The sequence below is a fragment of the Novosphingobium sp. genome (genome assembly GCF_031424035.1).
In the GTDB taxonomy this organism is placed as follows: Bacteria; Pseudomonadota; Alphaproteobacteria; order Sphingomonadales; family Sphingomonadaceae; genus Novosphingobium.
The window spans coordinates 18,504-36,956 of the sequence record NZ_JANPGP010000061.1 but is presented as its reverse complement, the minus strand read 5'-3'; the positions used below and the strand labels follow the sequence as shown (position 1 = coordinate 36,956).

15 protein-coding genes and 1 pseudogene are annotated in these 18,453 nt (G+C 64.1%); 5 read left to right on the top strand and 11 right to left on the bottom strand.

Annotated features, from left to right (window positions below; all coding sequences use genetic code 11):
* Positions 1–202: pseudogene (locus RMO89_RS09480) on the top strand (hypothetical protein); the annotation flags it as partial.
* Between the two features lie 78 nt (positions 203–280).
* Here the strand turns inward: RMO89_RS09480 and RMO89_RS09475 are convergent.
* Genes RMO89_RS09475 through RMO89_RS09465 form a run of 3 tightly spaced genes read right to left on the bottom strand, consistent with a single transcriptional unit; the run spans position 281 to position 4,038 of the window.
* The gene (locus RMO89_RS09475; RefSeq protein WP_310532744.1) at positions 281–1,018 is read right to left on the bottom strand and encodes an alpha/beta fold hydrolase; all 738 of its coding nucleotides are present in this window, start codon (positions 1,016–1,018) and stop codon (positions 281–283) included.
* Complete coding sequence (locus RMO89_RS09470) at positions 1,018–1,890, bottom strand: amidohydrolase family protein (RefSeq protein WP_310532742.1); 873 nt, start codon at positions 1,888–1,890, stop codon at positions 1,018–1,020. The genes RMO89_RS09475 and RMO89_RS09470 overlap by 1 nt, the downstream gene beginning before the upstream one ends.
* 30 nt (positions 1,891–1,920) lie before the next feature.
* The gene (locus RMO89_RS09465) at positions 1,921–4,038 is read right to left on the bottom strand and encodes a PQQ-dependent dehydrogenase, methanol/ethanol family (protein ID WP_310532741.1); all 2,118 of its coding nucleotides are present in this window, start codon (positions 4,036–4,038) and stop codon (positions 1,921–1,923) included.
* 214 nt (positions 4,039–4,252) lie between these two features.
* Between RMO89_RS09465 and RMO89_RS09460 the strand changes: the two genes are divergently transcribed.
* On the top strand, positions 4,253–5,779 hold the full coding sequence (locus RMO89_RS09460) for a class I adenylate-forming enzyme family protein (protein WP_310532740.1): 1,527 nt from the start codon (positions 4,253–4,255) through the stop codon (positions 5,777–5,779).
* Between the two features lie 7 nt (positions 5,780–5,786).
* Here RMO89_RS09460 and manD read toward each other — a convergent pair whose 3' ends face one another.
* Together manD and RMO89_RS09450 are read right to left on the bottom strand one after the other, a co-directional pair.
* Positions 5,787–6,995: a D-mannonate dehydratase ManD gene (manD, locus tag RMO89_RS09455; RefSeq protein ID WP_310532738.1), complete on the bottom strand. Its 1,209-nt coding sequence runs from the start codon at positions 6,993–6,995 to the stop codon at positions 5,787–5,789.
* A gap of 76 nt (positions 6,996–7,071) precedes the next feature.
* Positions 7,072–8,736 (bottom strand): MFS transporter, encoded by a 1,665-nt coding sequence (locus tag RMO89_RS09450; RefSeq protein WP_310532736.1) that lies wholly within the window; start codon positions 8,734–8,736, stop codon positions 7,072–7,074.
* A gap of 127 nt (positions 8,737–8,863) precedes the next feature.
* Between RMO89_RS09450 and acs the strand changes: the two genes are divergently transcribed.
* Positions 8,864–10,801, top strand: a complete 1,938-nt coding sequence (acs, locus tag RMO89_RS09445; protein WP_310532734.1) for an acetate--CoA ligase — start codon at positions 8,864–8,866, stop codon at positions 10,799–10,801.
* Positions 10,802–10,804: 3 nt separating this feature from the next.
* Entirely contained in the window at positions 10,805–12,028 is a 1,224-nt protein-coding gene (locus RMO89_RS09440; protein ID WP_310532732.1) for an esterase-like activity of phytase family protein, read from the top strand.
* 19 nt (positions 12,029–12,047) lie between these two features.
* On the opposite strand, the gene RMO89_RS09435 is transcribed toward RMO89_RS09440, so the two are convergent.
* The 4 genes from RMO89_RS09435 to RMO89_RS09420 form a co-directional block, all read right to left on the bottom strand.
* Positions 12,048–12,581: a hypothetical protein gene (locus RMO89_RS09435; RefSeq protein WP_310532731.1), complete on the bottom strand. Its 534-nt coding sequence runs from the start codon at positions 12,579–12,581 to the stop codon at positions 12,048–12,050.
* A gap of 59 nt (positions 12,582–12,640) precedes the next feature.
* Entirely contained in the window at positions 12,641–12,979 is a 339-nt protein-coding gene (locus tag RMO89_RS09430) for a hypothetical protein (RefSeq protein WP_310532730.1), read from the bottom strand.
* A gap of 79 nt (positions 12,980–13,058) precedes the next feature.
* Positions 13,059–13,727: a hypothetical protein gene (locus RMO89_RS09425; protein WP_310532728.1), complete on the bottom strand. Its 669-nt coding sequence runs from the start codon at positions 13,725–13,727 to the stop codon at positions 13,059–13,061.
* Between the two features lie 45 nt (positions 13,728–13,772).
* Positions 13,773–14,591, bottom strand: coding sequence for a hypothetical protein (locus RMO89_RS09420; RefSeq protein ID WP_310532727.1), 819 nt, complete (start codon positions 14,589–14,591; stop codon positions 13,773–13,775).
* 250 nt (positions 14,592–14,841) lie between these two features.
* On the opposite strand from RMO89_RS09420, the gene RMO89_RS09415 reads away from it, so the two are divergent.
* Positions 14,842–16,512, top strand: coding sequence for an ATP-binding protein (locus tag RMO89_RS09415; protein ID WP_310532725.1), 1,671 nt, complete (start codon positions 14,842–14,844; stop codon positions 16,510–16,512).
* Here RMO89_RS09415 and RMO89_RS09410 read toward each other — a convergent pair.
* Together RMO89_RS09410 and RMO89_RS09405 are read right to left on the bottom strand one after the other, a co-directional pair.
* Entirely contained in the window at positions 16,507–17,181 is a 675-nt protein-coding gene (locus RMO89_RS09410; protein WP_310532724.1) for a response regulator transcription factor, read from the bottom strand. The two genes, RMO89_RS09415 and RMO89_RS09410, sit on opposite strands and share 6 nt — an antisense overlap.
* The gene (locus RMO89_RS09405; protein WP_310532722.1) at positions 17,178–18,344 is read right to left on the bottom strand and encodes a hypothetical protein; all 1,167 of its coding nucleotides are present in this window, start codon (positions 18,342–18,344) and stop codon (positions 17,178–17,180) included. The genes RMO89_RS09410 and RMO89_RS09405 overlap by 4 nt, the downstream gene beginning before the upstream one ends.
* Between the last annotated feature and the right edge of the window lie 109 nt (positions 18,345–18,453).

The following is an 18,453-nucleotide window of genomic DNA, read 5'->3' as shown; positions in this document are numbered from 1 at the left end:
TTCGCTCGCCGGCGGCATGGGCGCGATGGACGTCAACAACGGCAAGGTCGATGGCAACACACTGACCTGGTCGATGGACATGAAGGTGCCGATGCCGATGACGCTCGACTGCACCGCGAGCGTCGATGGCGACACCATCACTGGCGACGTCAAGGCCGGCGCATTCGGCTCGATGCCGCTGAGCGGCAGCCGCGCTGGCTGATCCCGGCTAAATTGCTGAAATCGGGAACCCGGGGCACCGCAAGTGCTCCGGGTTTTCTTTATGGACCGGCCCTCCTTTTTAGGGAAGCGCCGCCTCCAGCGCGTCGGCCAGCGCCGTGGGCTGTGACAGGTAGGGGCTGTGATCGGCCTCCAGCGTGATGACCGCCGCGCCGGGGCACAGGGCCTGCATCTTGCGCTGGCTGGATAGCGGGATCGTCCGGTCCAGCGTGCATTCGATATAGGTGCGCGGCAGTCTGCCCCAGCGCTCCGGCGTGACCGGTACCGGCGTCGAGCGAACGCCGTGCGGCTCGATGGTGAGCTTGGGCAAGGCCTGTTCGACCAGTTCAGGCGGGCTGGCCTGAGCAAAAACCGCCCCCGCCAAAGTCGGATCGACGATGGTCCCCGCGCCGTCCTCGACCGAAATGATGATCGCATCAAAGTCAGGGTTTGGCCCTTCAAGCGCCTTGAATTCTGCCCGGCTCATGCCAGCTGGAAGCATGATCGCGCAGATATAGGCGAGCCGGTCCATCGCCCGCGGGTCAATCTCGGCAGCGGCGGAAATCACCAGTCCGCCCCGGCTGTGCCCGGCAAGAATGACCGGAGCGCCGCCCAACCGTTCCCGCATCGCGCGGCAGCGATCGGCGGCGAACTGGCCCCAGCCGTCCAGCGTCACCGCCTCAAGCTCTTCCTTTGTGCCGCCCATCCCCGGCAGCATCGGCGCATCGACTTCATGCCCGCGCGCGCCCAGTTCCTCGGCGAGCAGGTCAAAACACCAGCCGCCGTGCCACGAACCGTGGATGAGGACAAAGCCTGCCATCAGGCCAGTCCGAGCAGACGCGCGGCGTTGTCTTTCATGATCCCGGGCATGACCTCGTCCTTGAAGCCGACGGTCTTGGCCGCTTCGATCCACTTGTCGGGGTGGATCAGCGGAAAGTCGCTGCCGAACAGCATCTTCTTGCGCAGCTGCGTGTTGGCGTGCTGGATGATCTGCGGCTGGAAATATTTCGGCGACCAGCCCGACAGGTCGATGAACACGTTTTCCTTGTGCAGCGCCATCGACAGGCTTTCATCGACCCACGGCCATGACGGGTGAGCGAGCACGATCTTCATGTCGGGAAAATCCACCGCGACATCATCGACCAGCATCGGCTGGCCCCACTTGAGCCGCACCCCGCCGCCGCCCCGCATGCCGGTGCCCATGCCCGAATGGCCGGTGTGGAAGATCGCCGGCAGCCGGTGCTCAGCAATCACTTCGTAGATCGGGTAGCCGACGCGGTCCGCTGGATCGCAGTCCTGCAGGATGTGGTGGAACTTGAAGCCCCGCACGCCATAATTCTCGATCAGGTCGCGCGCCTCGCGTGCGCCGAATTTGCCCTTGCGCGGATCGATAGAGGCGAAGGGAATGCAGATGTCCGCGTTTTGCGCGGCGAATTCGGCGATCTCGTAATTGGAGACGCGCTTGGCCCCCAGTCCGCTCTCGCAATCGACGGTGAACAGGCAGAAGGCGATGTTCTGCTCACGGTAGAGCTGCGCAATCTCCGGCATCTTCGGCCGCTCGCGCGGGGCCTTGAAATAGGCGCTGGCGGCATCGAAGAACTTGCCCATCACCGGGTCTTCGGGATCGTGGCACGAAACTTCGGCATGAACGTGCATGTCGATGGCGCGGATCTGAGACAGGTCTATGGTCACGCGAGATTCCTCTTGATCATAGCGATCCCCTTAGCGCTCGCCCAGCGCCTTGTCTTCATTGGCGCGCACAACCAGGTACTGGCGGATCGACTCGATATCGGCGGGCTTCAGCGCAGACTTGAACGAGACCATGCCGTTGCCGCCGCCCGGCGGTGACAGCGCGCCGTCATGGACAATGGCTTGCATGGTCTTTGGATTGCCAAGCACGGCCGAACGGCGCAGGTCCGGATTGAGCCCGCCCGCCACCGCTGCATCGCCGTGGCAGGCGGTGCAATAGCGGGCATAGAACCCGGCCCCGAGTGCAGCCTGCTCCTTCGTGCCGGTGAAAGCCGGAGGGTCGAGCGGCAGCTTGCTGAGCGGCACGGGCGCCGGCAATTGCCCCTTGGCACCCAGCTTGAACACCAACAGCCGGCTGATGTTGCGCGTGGCCCCGCTCTTGTGCGCCAGCACGCCGGAGAACTGGTCCCACAGCCCGCCCCAGCCGACGAGGATCGCGACATATTGATCACCATCGATGGCGTAGGACATCGGCGCGGCAATCGCGCCCGTTTGCACCGGGAAGGACCAGAGCTTGCGGCCCTTGTCCGCCGCATAGGCACTGAAATTCCCCGCCGCGTCGCCCTGGAACACCAGGTTGCCCGCTGTCGCCAGGGTGCCGCCGTTGAACGGGCCGGCGTGCGGCACAGACCACGCCGCCTTCTGCGTCTTCGGATCCCACGCGAGCAGGGCTCCGGTCGTCGCGGTCATGGCCCCGGCGCGGACCTGCGGCACGGCGGGCATGGCCACAGCGGCGGAATCGAGGCCAAGCTGAAAGCCGATCTCGCTCGGCTTCCAGCCCTGCGCTGCAAGATAGGGAAATGCGGCGATGTTGGCGGGAATGTACACCAGCCCGGTGGCCGGACTGTAGCTCATCGGCTGCCACGAATGGGCCCCGGCCACGCCCGGCATGCCAATAAACGGCTTGCCGGTCTTCTCATAGCGCGCCTCGGGATTGATCGCCGGTCGGCCGGTCTTGGCATCGATCCCGGTCGTCCAGTTCTGCGGCGAGAAAGCGCCGGCGGAGAGGAACTCGCCCGTGCCTGCGTCGAGCACATAGAAATAGCCATTCTTCGGCGCGTGCAACGCGACATGGCGCATCTTGCCGCCGATCTCGATGTCGGCCAGCGTGATCTGGGCGTTGCTGTCGTAGTCCCAGCGGTCCTCGGGCGTTTCCTGGAAGTGCCAGACATATTCGCCAGTATCCGCGCGAACCGCGACGACTGACGAGGTATAGAGCGAATCCCCTTGTCGTCCCGCCGCAGCCGGGTTCCATGGTTCGGCATTGCCAGTGCCGAACAGGACGAGGCCGGTCTTGGCATCGTAAGTGATTGAATCCCACACGGTGCCGCCGCCGCCGAGTTCCCACCACTTGCCGGCCCAGGTCTTTTCGGCCTTCTCCAGCGCTGCGCTTTCTTGCCCGTCCGCCGGATTTCCCGGCACGGTGTGGAATCGCCAGATCTGTTCGCCCGTGCGGTGATCATATGCCGCGAGGAAGCCGCGCGCCTTGTATTCCGCGCCGCCGCTGCCGATCAGGACCAGCCCGTTCGCGATGCGTGGCGCGCCGGTGATCGTGTAATCCTGCTGGTTCGGCACGACGAGCGCCGACCACATCAGCGCCCCGTTTGACTGCTTGAGCGAGATCAGCCGGCCATCGAGCGTGGCAAGATAGACCGACGTGCCATAGAGCGCGACGCCCCGGTTCACCGCGTCGCAGCAGGCGCGCACCAGCGTCTCGCGCGGCACCTTGGGATCGTAGCTCCACTTGAGCCGCCCGGTTTTCGCATCATAGGCCTTGAGGATCGACCAGGCCGTGGTGACGTAAAGCGTGCCATCATGCATCAGCGGCGTGGCTTCCTGCCCGCGCGCGGTTTCCATATCGGCCGCCCAGGCCAGGCCAAGCTGGCTGACATTGCCGTCGTTGACGGCCTTCAGCGGCGAAAAGCGCTGCTCGGACGGGTCGCGGCCATAGGACAGCCACTCGCCTTCGGGCGGTGTGGTGAGCATCGCATCGGTCACGCCCTCGGTCGCTGGGCCGCTGGCGCGCGGCGTGCAGGAGGCGAGCAGGGCTACGCCGAGCATTAAGGCGGTGCGGGCGAACAAACGCATCATGCTGGCAAACTCCCTCCCGAACATGAGCACTGGTAGCAGGATTGCGGCGGCGCGGCGATGGTCTGCGCGAACCGCTCGGCACTTTCCCACACCGGCAAGCCGGCCCTCCCCGCCGCGCACCGCAGAGGCGAATTTGTCGGGCAGCCCTTGCCAGCCGCTCTGCACCGCGCGAAGTCTGCGCCGCCTGCACAGCGATGCCGGCGGGAGAATACCATTGGCCAAACCCGAAGACGCGCGCACCTTTCCGCAACTGATCCGCGCGGCAGCGGCCACCTATGGCGAGGCCGTGGCGGTTCGCGCCGATGGTGATGACGGGCAGCCGGAGGAAATCACCTTCGCCGCGCTCGAACGCCAGTCGGCAGAACTGGCGCGCGGGCTGCTGGCGCGCGGCGTTGGCAAGGGATCGCGGGTCGGCTTCATCTACGGCAACGGCCCCGGCTTTGTGCTGATGCTGGCGGCGACGGCGCGCATCGGCGCGGTCGCGGTGCCGATCTCGACGATGATCCGAGCCGGCGAACTGGTACGCGTGTTGCGTCAGTCGGACGTGGGCGGGCTGATCGTCCAGCGCCGATTCATGGGTTATGACTATGCCGAGCGACTGGCCGAGGCGCTGCCTGCGCTGGATCAACCGGGCCTTGGGCCGCTCACACTGGCGGAGGTTCCGTATCTCCGCTGGGCGGCATCGACCGGCGAAGGCTTGCCCGCGCGCATGATCGACCTTGGCGCGATCACCGGCGATGCGGGCATGGTGAGCCAGGAGGTGCTCCTCTCGGTCGAATCCGAGGTTCACCCTGCCGACCAGATGGTGGAAATCTATACATCGGGATCGATGGCGCTGCCCAAGGGTGTGCGGCACAACCACGGCCCGGTACTGTTCCGCACCGCCTACCTGCGCGAGATGCTGAACATCGAGCGTGGCAAGGACGTGACGGCGCAATTGCCGATGTTCTGGATCGGCGGACTGATGATGTACTTGATGCCTGCGTTGCAAGCCGGGGCGACGTGCGTCTGTCCGGGCAAGACCCTGAACAACAGCCGTGTTGCCATGGGATCGGTGCTGACCGAGGCAGATCTCGCCATGCTGTCGCGTCAGCCCAAGCCGTGGTGGGGCCTCGGGATGAGCGAGACTCTCGGCCCCTATTCCTATGCCGGAGACGAATTCCGCGCCCCCGGACGGCCGCTGTGCGCGCCCCTCGATCACTTCGCCGACGGGTACGAAATCCGTATCGCCGACGAGAACAACCAGCCGGTGCCCGACGGCGGCGTGGGCGAAATGCAGGTGCGTGGCTATCCGGTGACGCCGGGGCTGCACAAGATCGAGCGCGACACCTACTTCACCCCGGACGGTTACTACCGCACCGGCGACATGTGCGAGGTCGACGGCAAGCGCGTGCACTTCGTCGGGCGCGACGGGGACATGATCAAGACTGCCGGATCCAACGTTTCGCCCGCCGAGGTCGAGATGGAACTGATGGCACTGGAAGGCATCGAGGCAGCTTACGTATTCGGCGTGCCCGACCATGATCGCGGGCAGATTGTGGTCGCAGCCGTAATCGCGACCGAAGGGCAAGCGCCCGACTTCGCAGAGGTTGAGGCCGAAATGCGCCGCAAGCTCTCCGGCTACAAGGTGCCCCGGCGCTGGGTGCCGATCGCCCGCGCCGAGGTGCCGCTGCTTCATTCGAACAAGGTCGCCCGCCGCGAGCTGGCCGAGCTGGTGAAAGCGCGGCTGGCCGCTTCTTAGCGTCCGGTTACCAGCTCCACATCGTCCCGTCCTCGAGCCGCGCAACCGGCAGGTAAGCGGGCTTGTAGGGATACTTCGCCGCCAGCTTCTCATCGATGTCGACGCCGTGGCCGGGGGTCTCGCCACAGAACAGCTCGCCCGCCTCGAAGTGGTAATCGTGCGGGAAGACCGCGTCGGTTTCCTCGGAGTGGCGCATGTATTCCTGGATGCCGAAATTTGGCACCCAGGTATCGAAGTGCAGCGCGCAGCCCATGGTGACGGGTGAGAGGTCTGTCGCACCATGGCTGCCGGTGCGGATCTGGTACATCGCCGCCAGATCGGCAATCCGCCGCAAGTGCGTGATCCCGCCCGCGCCGACGACAGTGCAGCGGATGTAGTCGATCAGCTGGTTCTGGATCAGGTCCTTGGCGTCCCAGATCGTATTGAAAATCTCGCCCACGGCGAGCGGAGTGACGGTGTGCTGGCGAACCAGCTTGAAGGCTTCCTGGTTTTCCGCCGGGGTGCAATCCTCCAGCCAGAAAAGCTGGTAGGGCTCAAGCATCTTGCCGAGGTTCGCCGCTTCTTGGGGAGTATAGCGGTGGTGGCCATCGTGGAGCAGGTGATGGTCGAAGCCGTAAGTCTCGCGCAGCTTCTCGAACAACTTCGGAACGTAGTTGAGCGCCTTGCGCGTGTCCCAGCCAGTGACCGAGGGGAGGCTGGCATCGGCCGGTTCGTAGTACAGCTTGCCGCGCCCGACCCCATAGGCGTCCTTGATGCCCGGCACTCCGGTCTGCGCGCGGATCGCCTTGTAATCCATGTCGATATACTGGCCGACTGCGTCCACCGTCTCGGCTATGTCGCTGCCATTGGCGTGGCCATAAACCATCACGCCGTCGCGGCTGCGGCCGCCGAGCAACTGGTAGAGCGGCATTCCCGCCATCTTGGCCTTGATGTCCCACAGCGCCATGTCGACCGCCGCGATCGCGCGCATGGTCACTGGGCCGCGCCGCCAGTAGGCGCCCTTGTAGAGGTACTGCCAAACGTCCTCGATCCGGCGCGGATCCATGCCGATCAGGCAGGGGATCACGTGTTCCTCAAGGTAGGCAACCACCGATAGTTCGCGTCCATTGAGCGTGCCATCGCCGATGCCGTAAACGCCCTGATCGGTTTCGATCTTCAGCGTGACGAAATTGCGCCCCGGGCAGGTGATGATGACTCGTGCTGCTGTAATCTTCATCGAATCCCTCGCCCCGCCAATTTGGTAAGACCAATTGACGGGGGTTACGGGGCGTGTCAAGTGCAGTGGCTTGCGGTCAATCGTCGATGTTGCGCTTGAAGGTCTCCGGCAGAAACAGCAGCCCGATGACCACGGTGATCGCCGCAATGATCACCGGGTACCACAGCCCGAAGTAGATATCTCCGCGCGCCGCGACCATGGCGAAGGCCGTGGTAGGCAGAAATCCGCCGAACCAGCCGTTGGCGATATGGTAGGGCAGCGACATCGAGGTGTAGCGGATGCGGCTGGGGAACAGCTCGACCAGCATGGCCGCGATCGGTCCGTAGACCATGGTCACCAGCAGGACGAGGTAGAACAGGATGGCGATGGCCAGCGGCTTGTTGATCGCTGCCTTGTCGGCCTTGGCAGGGTAACCGGCAGCCACGGCCACGGCTTTCAAGCGCTCCTGATCCGACTTGGCCAGAGCGGCAATCGTCTGTGCCGGGTCACCGCCAAGGTCGCGAAATATGAGTTCGTTTGCACCGACACTCACTTTCGTCGACGTGCCTGCAGGCACCTCGACATTCACATAGTTGATCCCGTTCCTGGCCAGCCACGATTTGGCGACATCGCAGCCCGTGCGGTCAAAGGTCTGCTTGCCGATGGGATCGAACTGGAAGGCGCAGGTTGCAGGGTCCGCGTGAACCGTCACCGGAGCGCTTGCCTGCGCCGCGACCAGCGCCGGATTGGTTGCCCCGGCCAAGGCGTGGAACGCCGGAAAATAGGTCAGGGCCGCGAGCGCACAGCCGCCCAGAATGATGAACTTCCGGCCGATCTTGTCGGATAGCCAACCCCAGAACACGAAGAACGGCATGCCCAGCAGCAGGGCCGTGGCGATCAGCACGTTGGTTGTTGCGCCATCAACCTTCATGGTTTTTTCAAGGAAGAACTGGGCGTAAAACTGCCCGCCGTACCAGACCACCGCTTGGCCCATGCCGGCGCCAAACAGGCAGATCAGCACGAATTTCAGGTTGGCCCAGCGCCCGAATGCTTCGGTCAACGGTGCCTTGGAGGTCGTGCCTTCGTCCTTCATTTTCTGGAAGACCGGGCTTTCACTCAGTTGCATCCGGATCCACATCGACACGCCCAGCAGAATGATCGAGATCAGGAACGGCAAGCGCCAACCCCAAGCCGCGAAGGCCTCTTCACCCAGCCAGGTGCGGAAGCCGAGCACAACGAGCAGCGCGGCGAACAGGCCAAAGGTCGCGGTGATCTGGATGAAGCTGGTATAGAGTCCGCGCTTGTTGTTGGGCGCATGTTCGGCAACGTATGTAGCCGCGCCGCCATACTCGCCGCCCAGCGCCAGCCCCTGCAGCAGGCGCAGCACAACCAGAATCGCGGGCGAAGCGATGCCCCATGCCTCATATCCCGGCAGCAGGCCGACGACGAAAGTCGACAAGCCCATGATCCCCATGGTGACAAGGAACGTGTTCTTGCGCCCGACCATGTCGCCGATGCGCCCGAAGACAATCGCGCCGAACGGCCGCACGGCGAAGCCTGCGGCAAAAGCCCCGAGCGCCAGGATGAAACCCGTCGTCTCGTTGACCCCGGCGAAAAATACCTTGGAAATGAATGTCGCCAGCAGGCCATAGAGGTAGAAATCATACCATTCGAACACCGTGCCGAGCGAGCTTGCGGCAATCACCAGCTTCTCGTTCTGCGTGGCCTGATGGTGCTTTGCCAGCGTGCTTTCCTCGGTCAATCCATGCCCCCTCTTGGCCGGTCGGACGCAGTGCCAGCCCTTCTTTTTGACACCAGCGCAGAACGGGCTTGAAACCGCCCCTTCGCTTGGGCCAAGGCAGGGATAACCAAGGAAGAGGACCGCCGCAATGGCCGAAGCAATCTATCCCGTCCCCGCAGAATGGGCCGCCAATGCCCTGGTCGACGAGGCGGGCTACTTCGAGATGTACGGCCAGTCGGTCAACGATCCCGAAGGCTTCTGGCGGCAGCAGGCGCAGCGGATCGACTGGATCAAGCCCTTCACCACAGTCCAGGAATCGAGCTTTCACGAGGCCGACTTCGGCATCCGCTGGTTTGGTGACGGCACGCTCAATCTCTGCGCCAATGCGCTCGACCGCCACCTTGAAGAGCGCGGCGATATTGTGGCGATCCTGTGGGAGGCCGACGATCCATCCGAGCCCGAACGTCGCATCACCTATCGCCAGTTGCACGAAGACGTCTGCCGTTTCGCCAATGCGCTGAAGGCGCGCGGGGTGAAGAAGGGCGACCGGGTGACGATCTACCTGCCGATGGTGCCCGAAGCCGCGGTCGCCATGCTCGCCTGCGCGCGGATCGGCGCGATCCATTCAATCGTCTTCGCCGGGTTCAGCCCCGAAGCGCTCGGCGGCCGGATACAGGATTGCGACAGCCGCGTGGTCATCACCGCCGATGAAGGCCTGCGCGGCGGCAAGAAAGTTCCGCTGAAAGCCAATGTCGATGAAGCCGCGGGTCACTGCACCTGCGTCGACACCGTCTTCGTCCTGCGCCGCACCGGGGCAGACGTCGCTCATGTCGAAGGCCGCGATGTCGACTGGCATCAGGCACTTGCCGCTTCCAGCACCGACTGTCCACCTGAAGAAATGGGCGCGGAAGATCCGCTGTTCATCCTCTATACCTCCGGCTCCACCGGCAAGCCCAAGGGCGTGCTGCACACCACTGGCGGCTATGCCGTCTGGGCTGCGATCACGCATGAGTACGTGTTCGATTACCGTCCCGGCCAGATCTACTGGTGCGCAGCTGATGTGGGCTGGGTGACTGGCCATTCCTATGTGGTCTACGGCCCGCTGATGAACGGCGCGACGACGGTGATGTTCGAAGGCGTGCCCAACTTCCCCGATCCCAGCCGCTTCTGGCAAGTGGTCGACAAGTTCGGCGTGGAGATCTTCTACGGCGCGCCGACAGCCTTGCGAGCGTTGATGCGCGAAGGCGACGACTGGGTGACCAAAACCAGCCGCAAGACCTTGCGACTGCTGGGATCGGTGGGTGAGCCGATCAATCCCGAGGCGTGGGAATGGTATCACAAGGTTGTCGGTGAGCGCCGCTGCCCCATCGTCGATACCTGGTGGCAGACTGAAACGGGCGCGGCGATGATCACGCCGCTACCCGGCGCGACCCCGCTCAAGCCCGGCTCTGCTACCCGGCCGTTCTTCGGCGTGCAGCCGGCGCTGGTCGATACCGAGGGCAATTTCCTTGAAGGCGCGACTGACGGCTGCCTGGTCATCACCGATTCATGGCCTGGCCAGATGCGCACCGTCTGGGGCGATCATGACCGCTTTTTCCAGACCTATTTCAGCACCTTCAAGGGCCTCTATTTCACCGGCGACGGCTGCCGCCGTGACGAGGATGGCTATTACTGGATCACCGGGCGTATCGATGACGTGATCAATGTATCGGGCCACCGCATGGGCACCGCCGAAATCGAATCTGCGCTCGTCTCCCACGCCAAGGTGGCCGAGGCTGCTGTGGTCGGCATGCCGCATGACATCAAGGGCCAGGGCATCTACGCCTTTGTCACGACCAACGCCAATGTTGAGCCCGATGAGGCCCTGCGCAAGGAGCTGGTGCAATGGGTGCGCCATGAAATCGGCCCGATTGCAACGCCTGACGTGATCCAGTTCGCCCCCGGCCTGCCCAAGACCCGATCCGGCAAGATCATGCGCCGCATCCTGCGCAAGATCGGCGAGAATGACGTGTCGAACCTTGGCGACACCTCAACGCTGGCCGATCCATCCGTGGTCGAACACCTGCTCGCCAACCGGCCGCAATAGGACTTGAAGCTGACCAGCCCACAGCGCCTTGGCTGGACCGACCAGCTTCTTGCCGAACTGGCGATGCCAGCGGGAACGATGGTCCTGACCCGCAGCCTGACCTCCGGGCTGACCCAACGCGCCGGCGATCCGGCGGGCGTGTTCTGGGGCGTGGGTGACCGGGGGCCGAACATCAAGCCAGCCGATGCCATACGGCGCTATGGCCTTGCCCTCCTCGCGCCGCTGGCAGGGGCAGAGGGCGCGAAGATCATGCCGCTGCCGGATGCCGGCCCTGCCATCGCGCGGTTCCGGCTGGTTGGGGACAGAGTCGAGCTTGAAGCGGTCATGCCCCTGCGTGCTCCCGATGGCACACTGCTTTCGGGCCTCGCGCCGCCGACGCTGGCCGGCATGGAGACTGAGCCGGTGTTCGCCATTGATGGCAAGCCGTTTGCCCCAACGGCGAACGGCGTCGATACCGAAGGCATTGCCGCATTGCCCGATGGCCACTTCTGGATCGCCGAGGAATACGGCCCCTCGCTCCTGCTGACCGGGGCGGACGGGGTGGTCCTGAAGCGGATCGTCCCCCAAGGCGCTGGGCACCTGTTCGCAGGCTCTTCGATTCCGGTCGAGGAGAACCTCCCCGCCATCAGCCTGGCCCGCAAGCTGAACCGGGGAATTGAGGCACTTGCCCTGTCGCGCGATGGCGCAACGCTTTTCGCCGCCTTCCAGAGCCCGCTGGCCCACCCGGACAGGGCGGCCCACGAGGATGGCGACACGGTCCGCATCTGGGCGCTAGATCCCGAGACGGCAAAATTTCGCGCCGAATATATCTATCCCCTGGACGCCCCGCTGTCGTTCGTCCGCGACTGCGCTGCCGGCCCTGTGGCGAAGAGCGATGTGAAGGTCAGCGAACTCGCCAGCCTGCCGGACGGCAGCTTGCTGGTGCTCGAACGGGTCACGCTGTCCACCCACATCTACCGCGTCAGTCCGGACGACACGGCAAGCACTGCCGCGCAATTCCTCGATCCGGACCACCGCCCCACGCTGGAGCAACGGGGTCAGGCCGGCTGTGCGCCAGTGATGGCCAAACAGCTGGTCCTGTCGAGCGATGACCACGAACAAGTCTGCGGTGACCTTGAAGGCATGCTGGCCCTTGGCGACGGCAACCTGATCCTCGCCAATGACAGCGACTACGGGATCGAAGGCGCGGAAACCCAGTTCTGGAAATTCGCCCTGCCAGCGGCGTGACAGCCCGCCCTGCCCCGGTTTACTCCCACGTGGCTTCACCGGACGTGCAATCACCCACCCGGGTGTTTTCCTGCTTCATAACCGTGCGGACATGGCCCTTGCCCGGCGCTGGCTGCCGGGCGTCGCTGGTGACGACGAGATCGGTGGTGGTCGGGCTGATCGTTCCGGTGATGGAAAGTTCGCCCTTGCCCATTTGCGGATCGTCCATCGCCGCGAGGAAATTGACCTTGCCGTCCACCACCGTCGACCGCTTCACCGACCATTCCGGGCCGATCTGGATGGCTTCACGCAATCGCCCAGCGAGATTGTCTTTGGCCACTGTCGCCGCTTCAAGGCAGGCAGGCCCGCCGAAATCCTTTTTGCCGATCATGGCCTGACCGGCCGACACGACATCGGCCATGGCGCCGTTAACATCCGTTGCATCATAAGCCATGATGTAATGGACCTGGGTCCAGCTGCCGGGCTGGCGGCGGACCTGGTCCGGCTGCGAGACTCGCGAGCCGGAACAGGATGCGAGCAGCGTTGCCGCCAGAACTGCAATCATGGGTCGCATATTTATCATTCCCGTTGTGAAAGCGGCGCCGCCCCCTTGCGGATGGCGGCGCAGCGCGATCAGCAGTTGTTCTGGTCCTGGATACCGCTAGCGGGCGTTCCGCAGCCAGGGGTTTGCGTGGGAATGGCCTTGGGGATTGCCGTCGCCTTCACACTCGGCTGGACACGCGGACGGGTGCCGACCGGGTCAACATAAGGCGCCGGATAACGCGTTCCGCCATGTGCCGCACACATGGCGGGAAAATCGGAATACCGCGAGGTCAGCAATACCCCATCCTTGCAGTGTACGCTGACCTGGTAGTTGGGTCCATAATAGGGCGCGACCTGCTTGGCCTGAACGGCGCCGGCGCAGATCGCCGGGATCAGGGCGGCGAGAGCCGCAATGGCTTTGTAATTCATGGTCAGGTTCCTTTGATTTCAGGATGTGCTGGTCCGGAAGGGGGCAGCAACCGGCTGGGTCGCCGCCCCCACCCCGGCCTTACGGGCAGGTCGTATTGCTCGGCGGGCACCGCGAGATCGTCATTTCGAGTTGTGTGGAATCGTTGTAATAGCTGCCGCCATCATCCAGCGCGAAGTCGATCGTGCGCGGCATACCAAGGATCGTGACCGTCTGGTCGAAAGGCATTTGCGTTCCCATCGGGCCACTCAGGGCAATCGGACCGGCAATCTTCACATTGTTGACGATGATATAGCCGTTGACCCGGTTCGCGCCGACATCGACCGAGCGGATCAGTCCCTTGATGCGGTATGTTCCGGCCATCGGCGCATTGAAGCGGACCACGGCGCACTGGCTATTGGGACCCGTCGCACCCGGATGGAGCCAGACCGCGCCAGCAGGAATTTGCGCGCTGGAATAGACCGTGGTTCCGGATGCCGCGAGGTTCTTGCCAACCAGTGGAACGATGACCGGCGTATTGACCCCTTGCCGTCCGGTGAAGTTGGTGCCGGTCGGGCCGGTGTAAGGAAAGGCCAGCGGCGTATCGGCGCCTGCGCAGCCCGCGCCGGCGCGCTGCATGTAGGACCAAGGCGCGCTGCCGAAGCCAATGCTGACATCCCAGGTCTGCGGCGGGGGCGCGGCCATGACCGGGACCGATGCCAACACGGAGCCGGCGGCTGTCAGTAGCGAAATCGCTTTGGAAAACTTCATGATTGCATCCCTCTCTCAGTTAAAACTCAGCTTCGAAAATCTGGGTCAGCGCAACAGCGTGACGTGGCCGACGTAATTGTGCTTGCTGGAGAACAACTGGAATTCACCGGTCCCTCGTGCGCATTTGAAGCCGGCGGACTTGGGATCACCGCCGCGCCTCACCACGATGCTGGTTTCGCCGACCCGGATCGGCAGGTCGTCGAAATCAACGTCGGTCTTCGAACAGATGCGCTGCGCAAAATCGATCACGTCGCTGAACGGTCCGCTGCGCTGCCGCTCCCCAATAATGACGCGGATTGCATCGGAGGAGTTGAGCGTTCCGCCGCCAAGCTCCTTGTCACTCGCCGCGTTGATATCGAGCACCTTCGCCGCGCTGACGAAGTCGCACAGATACGGGGGCCGGCATGGTCCGTTGGCAGCGAGCTGTACAATCGAAAGCGGTATGGCCGCCTGGACCGGCCGCGCCTTGCGTTCGGGCTCGGCGGCAGCGCGCGGACCGGATGCCTGTTCGCGAACGACCAGCGCCAACCGGCCGTCGCTACCGACCCGCACGGGGGTTTCATCACGTCCGCCAATGACGCGAACGAGATATTCGCCGGGCTGCAAATCCGAGATGCGCAGCTCGCCATTGGCGTCCGCCGGAGCGACGATCGGGGCGTTGCCGGGCTTGCGTTTGATGATGACGCCAACGCCCGGGATCGCGGTAGATGCGAGAGCGGTTTCGGCCCAGGCGGTCGCCGTACCAGCAGCAACCAGTGCCGTGCCTTGCGGCAGTGAAGGCAGGCTTGCGAGCCCGAGTGTGGCCAGAACGGCAATGCGCTGTCGGCGGCTGGTCTGGATCATGTTCGTGCTCCAATCGTTCACGACGCGTCCTGATGGGCGCCGTTAAGCTTCTGAAACACTTTCGGAACTTATCGCCCCTCGCGCCATCCCACGAATTGGGGGGGATCGCATGACGCTCTCGACAAGCGGGCATTTGCGGCTCCATATGGCGGCCATGGGACGGGTCGCACCAGTATCTGAAACAAGCATTGCGTCTGCCGAGCCGGGTGAATCCGGCACCTCCGAAAGGCCGCCTACGAAGCTTCCGCAATATGCCCTTGCCTTGCTCATCATGGCGCTGGCGCTTGCTGCGCTGGCTGCACTGGCACCCGATCCGGCGCGCATCGGGCTGGCCCCGATCGCAGCGGGGGAGATTCAGGTCATGGAGCCGGGCGAGCAGCATCAGGCGCGCCACCCGGCATCCGCGAACTGGTCGCTCGATTTTGCCGACCAGTTCCGCTTTGACGAGGAAACAGCCCGCCAGCGCGCCGCGAAAGTCGGCAGCCCGCGGGTCAATGCCGAGGAGCGGCAATGGCACTTCACGCTGGCTGCCCCCAACGCGCGCGCACCGCAATCGTCGCTGTTCATCGCCGACATGGCCGGAGAGGGATCGCTCTATATCAACGGCGCGCGCACCGCTGAAACCGCCCGTAATGCAGCCTATTACGGCCCGGGGATCGGCGGCGCGGCGCTCAATGCCGCCCTGCCCCGAGAAGATTTTCAGGACGGACTGAACCGTATCGACATCATCCAGTCAGACGACGGCCCACGTGTAGGGCTTCGTGCTGTTTATGTGGGGCCGGCAAGCCTGGTCGACCGGGCGCAGGCAGCCTTCGCGCGCTGGCTCGATTGGCAGCGACTGGCTGCAGTCACCGCCGCCGTGTCCGGCCTGATCGCCGCGTTGTTGCTGTCCCTATCGCCGCAACAGCGCGTTCTGGCCAGCGCTCTGACGGTGCTCGCGGCCCTGCAGACGCTCGATGTCGGCTTGCCGGCTGCGAGCCCGGTGCTACCCCTGCTCAAGGCCGGCGCGACCGTGGCAGCGGGTGGCCTGATCCTGTTCGTGCAACGACGCCCCTTGCGCTGGGAGGACAGCCTGCTGGCCGCCCTTGCCGGGCTGGCCTGCCTTGGTGGAATCGCCGCATGGGTGCTGGCTTCGGGGATCTGGCTGCCGGAGTTTCCCTTTCCCGTCCTGCAACTGGCCAACACCGGCAGCCGGCCGCTACTGCTGATCGCCGCCCCGGTTGCCGTGTGGCGCAACGGCCGGGTTCTGCTCGATCGCCTGGCGCTTTCACGGTCGGAGATGGAGCGCAAGGACGACATCATCGCCCGGCAGCAGCAGACGCTCGACGCCGAAATCCGCAATGCCGCCATTCTCGAGGAGCGGCAGCGTTTTGCCCGTGACATGCATGACGGCATCGGCGGCCACCTGCAGGGCCTGCTGATGCGCGTGCGCGCCAAGCACATCGCCCCGGACGATGTCGCCAGCGAGCTCCAGAGCGGACTTGCGGACCTTCGCCTGATGGTCGATTCACTCGACCAGATCGACGCCAGCTTGTTCACCGCGCTGGAGAATTTCCGGCTGCGCGCCGGGCCGCAGCTCGATGCGGCCGGTATCCGGCTTGACTGGACCCTGGCCGAATCTGTGCGCGAAGTGATCCTCGATCCGCGCGCCATCCTCAGCATCTACCGCATGTTGCAAGAGCTGGTGACCAATTGCGCGCGCCATTCAGGAGCACAAACCCTGAGCGTGACGCTGGATCATGATGCGGTGGGCGGCGGGCTGACAGCGACATTTGCCGATGATGGCCGCGGCTTTGATGTCACCACCCGTAGAGCCGGAAAAGGGCTGACCAACCTGCGCAAGCGGATCACCAAGCTGAACGGAGACTTGTCGATCAGCGCCATGACAGGCGCCGGAACAGTGGTTTCGCTGCGCCTCCCGATCAAGTCGGCGATCCTATAGCTCCAGCCAGCCGTTCTGGACCGCTTCGAACACCGCCTCGTTGCGCGAGTGCACTGCCATCTTCGAATAGATCGACTTGACGTGATCGCTCACCGTATGGGCCGACATGCCCAGTGTTTCCGCCGTCTGGCGATAGGTCAGTCCGCGTGAGAACATCGTCAGCACGTCAAGCTCGCGGCGGGTGAGCAGTGGTTCGACGACCTCGCGGGGGCTTTGCCGGGGGACTGCGTTGAACATCGTCAGCAAGTGCGTGGCGGCAAGCGCGCTGATCGGCGTTCCCCCGGCCACCAGCGAACGGATGTCGCGGGCAATCTGTTCGACCGGCGTGTCCTTCAGCAGGTAGCCGCTGGCACCGCATTCAAAGGCCAGCAGCACTGTGGTGCGGTCGCCCAGAACGGTCAGGATCAACGCGCGCCCGCTGCCTTTTGCGCGAAATTCGCGGATGAAATCGAGCCCGGTGCCATCGGGCAGGCGGATATCGACCAGCACGATATCTGGGGCCTTGTGCTCCAATGCGGCCAAGGCCTCTGCCTTCAGTCCGCAGGAGAACAACAGGTCGAAGTCCGGCTCTGCGCCAAGATGGGTTTCCAGATAACCGCGCGTCGGCTCGTCATCCTCAAGGATGCCAAGCGATATCCGCTGCGTTCCGGTCACTCCCCCACCCGTCATCGCTTCACGTCCCGGTCCCAGCAATTGCCGTATTGCTGATCGCGGATGTTGACCAGCGCGCGGGTCAGCGGGGCGATCCGGCTGTACGAAACCACATCGCCGCCGCCGCCTTCGTGATAGCTGAGCACGCGCCATTCGCGCCCGAACTGCTGCTGGCAAAACGCATTGGCATCACCGAGATGGGCGAACCGGTCCCCGCGCACTGGCGGGGTGAGCCGCACTTCGCCGCCAACGAAACTGGTCGGCCGCATACCATTTTCCCACATCGCCTGCGGAGCGACTTTGCCGCCATCGCGGTAGCAGGCGAGCGGCCCCGGAGCCGAACACAGCCGATCACCGGCAAATGGATCGCAAGTGCGCTGGCTCTGGTCCGCGCCGCAAGACAGCCACGAAACGCCCTCACCCAGCGTCTTTATGCGATGTTCGGACAAGGTCGTGCCCTTTTGCTGCCCGGGCAACTGGCACGCCAGCAAGGCCAGACTATCGACCTTGGTATCATCGCCCACGGTCAGGTCGATGTCGGGCCGGCGATCGCTGCGGCCCAGATAGTCGAGGAAAGACTCGCGCTTTCCGGCGCGGCGCGTTTCATCCGGCAGCGCCGCAAAATCGATCCGCACCAGCGTGCTGCCATCTTCCGGCACAACATTACCCACCGTCGACCAGAACCGTTCTGCGGCATAAGTATGCTGGCCTTCGGCACTGCCGATCTGCCCCAGAATATCGAGATTACCGATGCGCAGGCCATCGTTGGCAGAACCTGCCCCGCTTGGCATCATGCGGATCACCAGAGCGCCCGAAACAATGCCGGTCGGCACGGTGAAATAGTCGGTCAGGATCCGGTCACTGCCGCCCTGATCATAACCGCGCGGACGCACCGCGCTGTTGGTTCCTTCGGCAAGGTCTGCGTAATAGCCGTTCCTGAGCAGTTGGGGATCGATGCGGAAAGGTTCATCGCCGGCCGGTGCGAAACCGTCCTCCACACCTCCGCGCAGCACGATCCGCGTCAGTCCGGAGGGACATCTGAATTCGTCGATTGCGGCGGTCAGCGGATAGCGCGATGCCTGTCCGTCGGCGGCAACAGCCTTGTCCCGGTTGGTCAGATAAAACGCCGCAAGCGCCAGTACCGCGCAAACCGCCGCGACAGCCAGCAACACGCCCAGCACCAGCCGGAGGTTCAGAGAAGTCCGCCCTATCACAAGCCTTTGGCATAGGCACCAAAGCGGGTGAGTCAATCTAACCCGCTGTAAATTAAACGCTGGGCGAATTTACGTC

Bases quoted from the DNA above. Each gene is read 5' to 3' on its own strand.
- RMO89_RS09475 (WP_310532744.1), bottom strand. From the start codon at position 1,018: ATGGCAGGCTTTGTCCTCATCCACGGTTCGTGGCACGGCGGCTGGTGT.
- RMO89_RS09465 (WP_310532741.1), bottom strand. From the start codon at position 4,038: ATGATGCGTTTGTTCGCCCGCACCGCCTTAATGCTCGGCGTAGCCCTG.
- manD (WP_310532738.1), bottom strand. From the start codon at position 6,995: ATGAAGATTACAGCAGCACGAGTCATCATCACCTGCCCGGGGCGCAAT.
- acs (WP_310532734.1), top strand. From the start codon at position 8,864: ATGGCCGAAGCAATCTATCCCGTCCCCGCAGAATGGGCCGCCAATGCC.
- RMO89_RS09435 (WP_310532731.1), bottom strand. From the start codon at position 12,581: ATGCGACCCATGATTGCAGTTCTGGCGGCAACGCTGCTCGCATCCTGT.
- RMO89_RS09430 (WP_310532730.1), bottom strand. From the start codon at position 12,979: ATGAATTACAAAGCCATTGCGGCTCTCGCCGCCCTGATCCCGGCGATC.
- RMO89_RS09425 (WP_310532728.1), bottom strand. From the start codon at position 13,727: ATGAAGTTTTCCAAAGCGATTTCGCTACTGACAGCCGCCGGCTCCGTG.
- RMO89_RS09415 (WP_310532725.1), top strand. From the start codon at position 14,842: ATGGCGCTGGCGCTTGCTGCGCTGGCTGCACTGGCACCCGATCCGGCG.
- RMO89_RS09410 (WP_310532724.1), bottom strand. From the start codon at position 17,181: ATGACGGGTGGGGGAGTGACCGGAACGCAGCGGATATCGCTTGGCATC.